Consider the following 7,673-nt stretch of genomic DNA (forward strand, 5'->3'; position numbering starts at 1 on the left):
GCGTAGACTTGCCCAATGCGCGCGGCCGACATCTCCGACGACATCAGCGAAGTCCTCCTCACCGAGGAGCAGATCCACGGCAAGCTCGCCCAACTCGCCACGCGGGTGGCGGCCGACTACGCCGGTCGCGACGTCGTGCTGGTGGGGGTGCTCAAGGGCGCGGTCATGGTCATGGCCGACTTCGCCCGGCACCTGCCGATGCACGTCACGATGGACTGGATGGCGGTGTCGTCGTACGGGGCGAGCACGCGCTCCAGCGGCGTGGTGCAGATCCGCAAAGACCTCGACACCGACATCACCGGCAAGCACGTGCTGATCGTCGAGGACATCATCGACTCGGGCCTGACCCTCAGCTGGCTGCTCGAGAACTTCGCCTCGCGCGGGGCCGAGTCGGTCGAGGTCCTCGCGCTCCTGCGCAAGCCGGATGCCATGAAGGTCGAGGTCGACTGCCGTTACGTGGGATTCGACATCCCCAACGACTTCGTCATCGGCTACGGCCTCGACTACGCCGAGAAGTACCGCAACCTGCGCGACGTCGCCGTGCTCGCGCCGCACGTCTACTCCTGACGACGGCGGGGATGCCGAGCGCCGGGGCCTGGCATCCATCACCCGCGTACGCCCACGACGAACGCACAGTCTCGGCATAGCCGGCGGGCGTTAGCCTGATTGCACCGCTTTTTCCCCGGCGGATCACGAAAGGGCTGGGCTCGCCCACCATGGATTTCAAGAAGATCACGCGCAATCCGATCATCTACGTTCTGCTGGTCGGTCTGCTTCTGGTCATCGGCTTCTCGCTCATCTCGAACCTGAGCGGAGCACGCCAGATCTCCACGCAAGAGGGTCTGGAGCTGCTCAAGGGCGGCACGGTCACCTCGTCGACGACGAATGACGTCGACCAGCGCGTCGATCTGAAGCTCTCGCAGCCCTTCGAGGGCGCCGACACCGTGCAGTTCTACTACGGCAAGGCTCGCGCGTCCGAGGTGGCCACCGCGATCGACACCGCCGCGCCCGCGGACGGCTTCAACGACGTGGTCCCGCGCCCGGGCTGGTTCGACGGCTTCCTCTCGCTGATGCTCCCCCTCGTGCTGCTCGGTCTGCTCTTCTGGTGGCTGCTCTCCAGCGCCCAGGGCGGCGGCAGCAAGGTGATGCAGTTCGGCAAGTCGCGCGCGAAGCTCGTGACCAAAGAGACGCCCACCGTGACCTTCCAGGATGTCGCGGGTTCCGACGAGGCGATCGAGGAACTCGAAGAGATCAAGGACTTCCTCAAGGACCCGAAGAAGTTCGAAGAGGTCGGTGCCCGCATCCCCAAGGGTGTGCTGCTGTACGGCCCTCCCGGAACCGGCAAGACCCTCCTCGCCCGTGCCGTCGCCGGGGAGGCCGGCGTGCCCTTCTACTCGATCTCGGGTTCCGACTTCGTCGAGATGTTCGTCGGTGTCGGCGCGAGCCGTGTGCGCGACCTGTTCAACCAGGCGAAAGAGAACTCGCCGGCGATCATCTTCATCGACGAGATCGACGCCGTCGGCCGCCACCGCGGCGCCGGTATGGGCGGCGGTCACGATGAGCGCGAGCAGACGCTGAACCAGATGCTCGTCGAGATGGACGGCTTCGACCCCAAGGTCAACGTCATCGTCATCGCCGCGACCAACCGTCCCGACATCCTCGACCCGGCGCTGCTGCGCCCGGGCCGTTTCGACCGGCAGATCGGCGTCGACGCCCCCGACCTCAAGGGGCGCCAGCGCATCCTCGCGGTGCACGGCCGCGGCAAGCCGCTGTCGGAGTCCGTCGACCTCGAGGTCGTGGCGCGCAAGACGCCCGGCTTCACCGGCGCCGACCTCGCCAACGTGCTGAACGAGGCCGCGCTGCTCACGGCGCGCTCGAACGCACAGCTCATCGACAACCGTGCGCTGGACGAGGCGATCGACCGCGTGATCGCGGGCCCGCAGCGCCGCACGCGCGTGATGCGCGAGAAGGAGAAGCTCATCACGGCCTACCACGAGGGCGGACACGCGCTCGCGGCGGCGGCGATGAACCACACCGACCCCGTCACAAAGGTCACGATCCTCCCGCGCGGAAAGGCCCTCGGCTACACGATGGTCCTGCCCCTGGACGACAAGTACTCCGTGACGCGCAACGAGCTGCAGGACCAGCTCGCGTACGCGATGGGCGGCCGCGTGGCGGAAGAGATCGTCTTCCACGACCCCACGACCGGCGCCTCGAACGACATCGAGAAGGCCACGAGCATCGCCCGCAAGATGGTCACCGAGTACGGCATGACCATGGATGTCGGGCCGGTCAAGCTCGGCTCCTCGTCGGGCGAGGTCTTCATGGGGCGCGACATGGGTCACGGCCGCGACTTCTCGGAGCGGATCGCCGAGCGCGTCGATGCGCAGGTGCGCGGTCTCATCGAGCAGGCGCACAACGAGGCCTACCAGGTGATCAACGCCAACCGCGAGATCCTCGATCGCCTTGCGCTCGCCCTGCTCGAGAAAGAGACGCTCGACCACATCGAGCTCGCCGAGATCTTCACGGACGTCAAGCGCCTGCCTCCGCGCCCGCAGTGGCTGTCGTCGGGCGACCGTCCGGTGTCGACCCTGCCGCCGGTCGAGGTCCCCCGCCGCCCCGAAACGGCCGGCGTCGCCGCGTCCGTCGAGGCCGACGCCCAGACCGCGACCCAGCCGCAGCGGCGGCCGAGCGGGCAGACGCGTCCGGCCACCGCTTAAGGCGCCGTGGCCGTCGACCGGGAGCGCGTGGCCGCGCTCGTACGCGAGCTGCTCGAGGCGATCGGAGAAGACCCCGATCGCCCGGGCTTGCGGCAGACCCCGGCGCGAGTGGCGGAGTCCTGGAGCGAGTTCTTCGGGGGAGTGGGGCAGGATGCCGGTGCCCCGCTGCAGCACACGATCTCGGTGAGCCGCGGGCCGGCGCCCGACACCCTGCCCTCCGGTGCCGTGATGCTGCGCGACATCGCGTTCCGCTCGATGTGCGAGCACCACCTGCTGCCCTTCCGCGGGCGGGCGCACGTGGCGTACCTCCCCGGCGAGGAGGTCGTCGGCCTCGGCGCGCTGCCGCGGGTCATCGACATCCTCGCCGCCCGTCCGCAGGTGCAGGAGCGCCTCGGCGAACAGGTCGCCGACACCCTCGCGGGAGCGCTCGACGCCCGCGGAGTGCTCGTGATCCTGGATGCCATGCACGAGTGCGTCACGATGCGCGGCGGCCGTCAGCCCGATGCCTCGACCGTCACGATCGCGGCGCGCGGGGTCTACACCGACCCCGTCGCTCGTGCCGAGTTGGTCGCCCTGATCGGCCGGGGGCGCCCGTGACCCTCGTGATGGGGATCGTCAACGTCACCCCCGACTCGTTCAGCGACGGCGGCCGGTTCCTCGACCCCGACGTCGCGATCGCCCACGCGCGTTCTCTGAGTGCGCAGGGTGCCGACCTGCTCGACGTGGGCGGTGAGTCCACGCGACCCGGTGCCGACCGGATCGCGCCGCGCGTCGAGCAGCAGCGAGTCCTGCCGGTCGTCGAGGCGCTGGCATCCGAGGGTCTGTTCGTCAGCATCGACACGATGAACGCCGCCACGGCACGCGCCGCGGTGGACGCCGGCGCGCGACTGGTCAACGACGTCTCGGGTGGTCTGGCCGATCCCGACTTGCTCGCCGCGGTCGCCGACACGGATGCCGACATCGCTCTCGGCCACTGGCGCGGACCGTCGTCGCAGATGTACGCCCGCGCCGACTACGACGACGTGGCGGCGGAGGTCGCGGGCGAGCTCTCGGAGCGACTCCGTGCGGCCGAGGTGGCCGGCATCCCGCGCGAGCGCATCGTGCTGGACCCGGGCATCGGTTTCGGAAAGCGCGGTGTCCAGAACTGGCAGACGCTGCGTGCCCTGCCGCGGCTGACCGCCGTCGGTTGCCGCGTGCTGGTGGGCACCAGCCGCAAGCGCTTCCTGACCGATGCGCTCGGCGAGGATGCCGACCTTTCGCGCCGCGACCTCGCCACCGCCGTCACCAGCGTCCTGGCCGCCCGCGCCGGGGTGTGGGCAGTACGCGTGCACGACATCCCGACCACCCGCGACGCGCTCGCCGTCGCCCGCGCCTGGGAGGCCTGATGGACTTCGCCGACGAGATCACTCTGACGGGGGTGCGCGCCCACGGATTCCACGGCGTGTACCCCGACGAGAAGCGCGAGGGGCAGGAGTTCGTCGTCGACGTCGTCCTGCAGCTCTCGCTCCGGCCCGCCGCCGAGACGGACGACGTGGTCGACACCGTGCACTACGGCGAGCTCGCCGAGCGCATCGTCGCGATCGTCGAGGGCGACGCGGCCGACCTGCTCGAGACGCTCGCCCAGCGCATCGCGGACGACGTGCTCGCGGACGAGCGTGTCGTCCTCGTGACGGTGACGGTGCACAAGCCGCACGCTCCGATCACCGTGCCGTTCGCCGACGTGTCGGTCACGATCCGACGGGGGCGCGTATGAGCGTTCGGCTGGCCCACGGCATCGGCGATCCGCCTGCCGACCGACCCGTGGCCGCGGTGGTGGCTCTCGGCGCCAACCTCGGCGCGCGCGCCGGGACCCTCGCCGCCGCCGTCTCCGCACTGCAGCGGCTCCCGTTGACCACGGAGGTGCGGGTGTCCGAACCGATCGAGACGGTGGCCGTCACCCTCGCCGGCGCGGATGAGACCGCGCCGCGCTATCTCAACGCGGTGGCGCTGCTGCAGACGCGGCTGGCGCCGTCGACGCTGCTGCACGAGCTGCACCGCATCGAGGCCGATCACGGCCGCGTCCGCCGCGAGCGCTGGGGCGATCGCACGCTCGACCTCGACCTCATCGTCTACGGCGATGTGCGCATCGACGACGAGCGTCTGACCGTGCCGCATCCGCGCGCGCACGAGCGGGAGTTCGTGCTGGCCCCGTGGCTGCAGATCGACCCGGATGCCGAGATCCCCGGCCGTGGCCGGGTGGACGCGCTACTGGTCGCGCTGCGCGGAGACGGATCGTGAAGCGCACCGGAGCGACGATCCTCATCGTCGCGGCGCTCGCCGGGGGCGTGATCGGGTTCCTCCTCGACATGGGTCTCACGGCCGCCGGACGGCCGACGTTCGTGCCGGCGGCGAGTCTGCCGACGGTGCTCGTGCTCCTGGGCGCGATCGTGGTCGCGGTCGCCGTTCCCGTCTTCCGCGCGTCCCGGGGGCGCACCGGCCGTCGCATCGATCCGTTCCGGGCCCTGCGCATCGCGATGCTCGCCAAGGCCTCGTCGCTCGTGGGCGCCGCGGCGACCGGCTTCGCCCTGGGGCTTCTCGCCTTCGTCTCCACCCGTCCGTTCACTCCGTCGCTAGGCTCGTGGGGATCGATCATCGCGACGGCCGTGTGCGGTGCCGTCCTCGTCGTCGCGGGACTCGTGGCCGAGCAGTTGTGCACCATCCGGAAGGACGACGATGACGAACACCCCGGATCTCCCGGAGCGCGCCCCGACTCCGGTGCCCCCGCGGCCTGAGCCGGCGGCATCCGTTCTCGACGACGCCACGTACTCGCGCGTCCTCGAACCCCGCGGACCCGGCCGACTGCCGCTCGGCGACGGAACGTGGCACCAGCTCGCCCGCGCGTACGTCCGGGTGCAGATGATCTCGCAGGGCGCCGTGTTCGTGCTCGTGCTCGCTGCGGCGGGCGTGGCGCAGGCGATCACGGGCGTGGCCTGGCAGTGGATCCCGGCGGGTGTCGTGCTCCTGGTCACCGCGATCGGCATGATCATCACGCCGCGACAGGCCCGGTCCTTCGGTTATCAGCTGCGCCATGACGATCTCGTCTTCCGCCGTGGCATCCTCTGGCAGCGCGTCGTCGCGGTGCCCTACGGGCGCATGCAGCTCGTCGACATCACGCACGGGCCGCTCGACCGCGGCTTCGGCATCGCGCAACTCAAGCTCGTCACCGCTGCGGCCTCGACGGGCGTGACGATCCCCGGCCTGACGCAGGGCGCGGCCGAGCAGCTGCGCGACACGCTCATCGACGTCGCCGAGACCCGACGGACCGGACTGTGACCGACCCCTCGATCCCCCACGCGTCGAACCCTGCGCCGGGGCCCGATGCGTCGGCTCCTGGCCGCTCGGCGCCGGATCCGGCGTGGGGCCCGCCGCCGGCGGGTGCTGCGTCGGCGGGTGCTGCGGCCTCGGGGGTTGCGGCTGCGGGAGCGGCAGCGGAGGGTGCCGCGGCCTCGGACGACGCCCCGCCCCGCACGCTCGTGCGCTCGCCGCTGAGCGACGGCGAGTGGCAGCGGCTGCACCCGCTGACGCCGCTGCTGCGCGGCGGCCTGTTCCTCCTCGTGGTCATCGGCGTGATCGTGGCCAACATGCGCGAGCGTCTGCTCGAACTGTTCCTGCCGTCCGTGACCGATCTGCCCCCGGGGGTCCTGCCTCCCGACCCGGTCGATTTCCTCTTCGCGAACAACCTGATCCTCATCGCCGCCGGTGGTGCCCTGGCGGTGCTGATCGTGCTCCTCGTGGCCTTCCGGTTGTCCTGGCGGTTCCACACGTTCCGCATCAGCGATGACGATGTCGAGGTGCGCTCGGGCGTGCTCTTCCGCACGCACCGGCGCGCGCCCCTGGACCGCGTCCAGGGCGTCAACCTCACGCGGCCGATGGTGGCGCGTCTGCTGGGACTCGCCAAGCTCGAGGTGGTCGGTGCCGGTCTCGACTCCAACGTGAAGCTGGAGTACCTCTCCGCCGGTGCCGCAGAGACCGTGCGCGGCGACATCCTGCGTCTGGCGTCGGGTCGCCGTCGTGCCGAACGCGCCGTCGGTGTCACCGGGGGCTCGCTCGTGCAGCAGGCGGCCGGGGCGGTGGGAGCCGGCATCCAGAACATCGTCGACGGCGAGGATTTCTCGGATGCCGAGCCCGAGAGCATCGTGCGGATCCCCTTCGGCCGGCTCGTCGCCTCGCGGGTGCTGAGCGGATCGACCCTGATGCTCGTGGTGCTCATCGTGGCCATCGGGATCGCGGCGTCGATGTCGACGCTGTGGCTGCTGTTCACGATCGTCCCGGCGTTCCTGGGCTTCGGTGCGTACTACGTGCGCTCGATCGCGCGCGGCTTGCGATACTCGATCGCGCCGAGCTCCGACGGCGTGCGGTTGACGTTCGGGCTGTTCACGACGATCAGCGAAGTGGTGCCGCCGGGGCGCGTCCACGCGATGGAGGTGCACCAGCCGTTGCTGTGGCGTCCGTTCGGCTGGTGGAGCATCTCGGTGAACCGGCTGTCGGGGCGCGGGTCGACCGATGCGAGCACCGACCCGTTCGCCGCGGTCCTGCCCATCGGCACGCGCGACGACGTCGAGAAGGTGCTGCGCATCCTCGCCCCGGCGCTGCCGCCGGAGGAGTGGACCTACGTCTTCCGTCATGGCATCCTCGGTCCGGTCGAGGACGACCCGTACGTCATCACGCCGTCGCGAGCGCGCCTGCTGCGGCCCTTCTCCTGGCGGCGCAACGGTGCCGTCCTCACGGCCGACGCGCTGTTCCTGCGGCGCGGGTGGGCGCGCCGCACGCTCACGGTCGTGCCGCTGGCGCGACTGCAGTCGGTGGGGCTGCGGCAGGGGCCGGTCGCGCGCGCGACGCGCACGGCGAGCCTCGCCGCCCACGTGATTGCGGGAACGGTGCAGACGTCGGTGGGGGCTTTGGATCGGGATGCCG

Annotated in this window: 9 protein-coding genes; all 9 read left to right on the forward strand. The window is 70.8% G+C overall.

The features are described 5' to 3' along the window. The first annotated feature begins 15 nt into the window (after window positions 1-15). Window positions 16-567 carry a hypoxanthine phosphoribosyltransferase gene (gene hpt, locus LQV45_RS13935; RefSeq protein ID WP_230007546.1) on the forward strand — a complete coding sequence of 184 codons (552 nt, stop codon included), beginning with the start codon at window positions 16-18 and terminating at the stop codon, window positions 565-567. 149 nt (window positions 568-716) lie between these two features. Further along, window positions 717-2,720, forward strand: coding sequence for an ATP-dependent zinc metalloprotease FtsH (ftsH, locus tag LQV45_RS13940; protein ID WP_230007547.1), 2,004 nt, complete (start codon window positions 717-719; stop codon window positions 2,718-2,720). A 6-nt stretch (window positions 2,721-2,726) separates the two neighbouring features. Continuing rightward, window positions 2,727-3,317 carry a GTP cyclohydrolase I gene (gene folE / locus LQV45_RS13945; protein ID WP_230007548.1) on the forward strand — a complete coding sequence of 197 codons (591 nt, stop codon included), beginning with the start codon at window positions 2,727-2,729 and terminating at the stop codon, window positions 3,315-3,317. Continuing rightward, on the forward strand, window positions 3,314-4,105 hold the full coding sequence (gene folP, locus LQV45_RS13950; protein ID WP_230007549.1) for a dihydropteroate synthase: 792 nt from the start codon (window positions 3,314-3,316) through the stop codon (window positions 4,103-4,105). The genes folE and folP overlap by 4 nt, the downstream gene beginning before the upstream one ends. Continuing rightward, the gene (gene folB, locus LQV45_RS13955; RefSeq protein WP_230007550.1) at window positions 4,105-4,473 is read left to right on the forward strand and encodes a dihydroneopterin aldolase; all 369 of its coding nucleotides are present in this window, start codon (window positions 4,105-4,107) and stop codon (window positions 4,471-4,473) included. The genes folP and folB overlap by 1 nt, the downstream gene beginning before the upstream one ends. Beyond that, window positions 4,470-4,997: a 2-amino-4-hydroxy-6-hydroxymethyldihydropteridine diphosphokinase gene (gene folK / locus LQV45_RS13960; RefSeq protein ID WP_230007551.1), complete on the forward strand. Its 528-nt coding sequence runs from the start codon at window positions 4,470-4,472 to the stop codon at window positions 4,995-4,997. The genes folB and folK overlap by 4 nt, the downstream gene beginning before the upstream one ends. Continuing rightward, window positions 4,994-5,491 (forward strand): DUF3180 domain-containing protein, encoded by a 498-nt coding sequence (locus LQV45_RS13965; RefSeq protein WP_230007552.1) that lies wholly within the window; start codon window positions 4,994-4,996, stop codon window positions 5,489-5,491. Before folK ends, LQV45_RS13965 begins: the two co-directional genes overlap by 4 nt. After that, the gene (locus LQV45_RS13970) at window positions 5,433-6,032 is read left to right on the forward strand and encodes a PH domain-containing protein (protein WP_138176126.1); all 600 of its coding nucleotides are present in this window, start codon (window positions 5,433-5,435) and stop codon (window positions 6,030-6,032) included. The genes LQV45_RS13965 and LQV45_RS13970 overlap by 59 nt, the downstream gene beginning before the upstream one ends. Then, window positions 6,029-7,673, forward strand: a 1,645-nt coding sequence (locus tag LQV45_RS13975) for a PH domain-containing protein (protein ID WP_230007553.1), incomplete at its 3' end; no start/stop codon positions are given. The genes LQV45_RS13970 and LQV45_RS13975, both read left to right, overlap by 4 nt.

Source organism: Microbacterium sp. Bi128 (genome assembly GCF_918698205.1).

Excerpts from the sequence above, each read along its gene's own strand:
- hpt (WP_230007546.1), top strand. The coding sequence starts at position 16 with ATGCGCGCGGCCGACATCTCCGACGACATCAGCGAAGTCCTCCTCACC.
- LQV45_RS13970 (WP_138176126.1), top strand. The coding sequence starts at position 5,433 with ATGACGAACACCCCGGATCTCCCGGAGCGCGCCCCGACTCCGGTGCCC.
- folK (WP_230007551.1), top strand. The coding sequence starts at position 4,470 with ATGAGCGTTCGGCTGGCCCACGGCATCGGCGATCCGCCTGCCGACCGA.
- ftsH (WP_230007547.1), top strand. The coding sequence starts at position 717 with ATGGATTTCAAGAAGATCACGCGCAATCCGATCATCTACGTTCTGCTG.
- folB (WP_230007550.1), top strand. The coding sequence starts at position 4,105 with ATGGACTTCGCCGACGAGATCACTCTGACGGGGGTGCGCGCCCACGGA.